This window comes from Comamonas odontotermitis (assembly GCF_014207855.1).
GTDB lineage: Bacteria > Pseudomonadota > Gammaproteobacteria > Burkholderiales > Burkholderiaceae_C > Comamonas > Comamonas odontotermitis_A.
Genome location: NZ_JACHKZ010000063.1, coordinates 1 through 1,771, shown reverse-complemented (window position 1 = coordinate 1,771; position 1,771 = coordinate 1). Strand labels below are relative to the sequence as shown.

Below are 1,771 nucleotides of genomic sequence, written 5' to 3'. Positions count from 1 at the left end.
ACCGACTTATCCTCAGTTGGAGTGATCAGCTCGTCGCAGCGGGATCGGCCTCGGTAGAGAAGGGAGGCGTGGCCTTCAAATGGTCTACCAGTCAGTCGTATCTGAGCACGGCGCAAAACGCCAAACTGGGCTTGAACACAACCACCCCCCTGGCGACCAGTGGGCAAGATGTTCTTGGTTACATCCGAGGCGTGCGAACTGCCGAGGCACCCGATGGTGGAGCGACCTCCACCCAGCCATTTCGCAAGCGCGACAGTGTTCAGGGCGACATCATCAATTCTGGTGTTTGGTACACGGGCGCGCCAGCGGGCACCTATGCGCTGCAGGGGTACAGCAGTTTTGTGCGTACGCAAAAGAGCCGCACACCCATGATCTATGTCGGAGGCAACGATGGCATGCTGCATGGCTTTTCTGCCACGGACGGGGCCGAGAAAATCGCCTACGTCCCTCAAGGCGTTATCGCGTCGTTGAAAGATCTGGCCAGCCCCAGCTACAACCACCAATACTACGTAGACGGCTCGCCCATGACCGGTGATGTCGAGCTGGGCAGAGTGATCACCGGGGGCAGCGGCTCCTTCTACCAGCCTGACTGGCGAACCTTGTTGGTGGGCACGCTGGGTGCGGGCGGGAAGGGCTATTTTGTACTGGACGTCACCAACCCGGTAACTGGCAGCGCCTCCGTTGCGCCGGCGTTTACGGAGACCAACGCAAGCGCCTTGGTCAAAGTGGATCGCACACGCGCAACGGCTGACGTGCGCAACTGCGCCTCCTTTGCCAATAACTCAGCCGAGAAGACTTTCTGCGAAAAAGCTGCAGAAGAAGAAAAGGACATCGGTCACATCACCGCCAAGCCGGTGCTGGACGAGAACGACCCCATGCGCACAACCCAGATTACGCGCATGAACAATGGCCGCTGGGCAGCAGTGATGGGCAATGGCTACAACAGCACCAATCAACGCCCGGTATTGTTGATCCAGTATCTGGACGGCGGCCGGGAGCTGCTGCGGATACCAACGACAACGGAGACGGCGGGCACTGGCAACGCGAGGGACAACGGTCTATCGGCGCCGAGGCTGGTCGATCTCAATGGGGATGGCTACATTGACATTGCGTACGCAGGCGACAACCTGGGCAATATATGGAAGTTTGACCTGACCAGTGACAATGCCAGCCAATGGGGGGTGGCGTTCAGCGGCAGCCCATTGTTTACGGCGCGCGGGCCATCCTCCTTGACATCGAGCGCGCGTAACAACGTTCAGCCCATTACGGTGGCGCCCACCGTGCGGGCCAATGACCGCAAGAAATGCCTGGAGTTTCAAACGGTGGGCGGGATCAAGTCTTGCAAGGCAGACAAGGTTGAAGCTGTGGGCGGCATGATGGTGTCCTTCGGCACGGGGCGCAATGTGACGACAAACGATCCCAACAGTGTTGAGGTTCAAACCTTGTATTCGGTGCTGGATAACACCCGTTACCAGTTGCGCTATACCGATGAGACGAAAAAGCAGTTGAAGGTCTGCACTCTGAGCGGGTGTCCAACGCCGGCAGTGCTGGGCACGGGGGTGACTGCGGCAGGGCTGGTCAAGCGCTCCATTGAAGCGGCCAATATCTCGGGCAACAGTGCGGTGCCGGGGGCGGGTCGCGTTGTGGAAGATGTTGCGCTGTACGAGACAGACGACACGAAAACCAAGTACTGGTTGACGACGAAGAATGGCTGGTACATGGACTTGCCGGCTGTGGGTGAGCGTCTGCTCAAGAACATGGAGATGTATGA

1 protein-coding gene is annotated in these 1,771 nt (G+C 58.8%); it reads left to right on the top strand.

From position 1 onward, the window contains the following. A partial coding sequence (locus HNP33_RS20790; RefSeq protein WP_267906741.1) for a pilus assembly protein occupies positions 1-1,771 on the top strand: 1,771 nt, incomplete at both ends.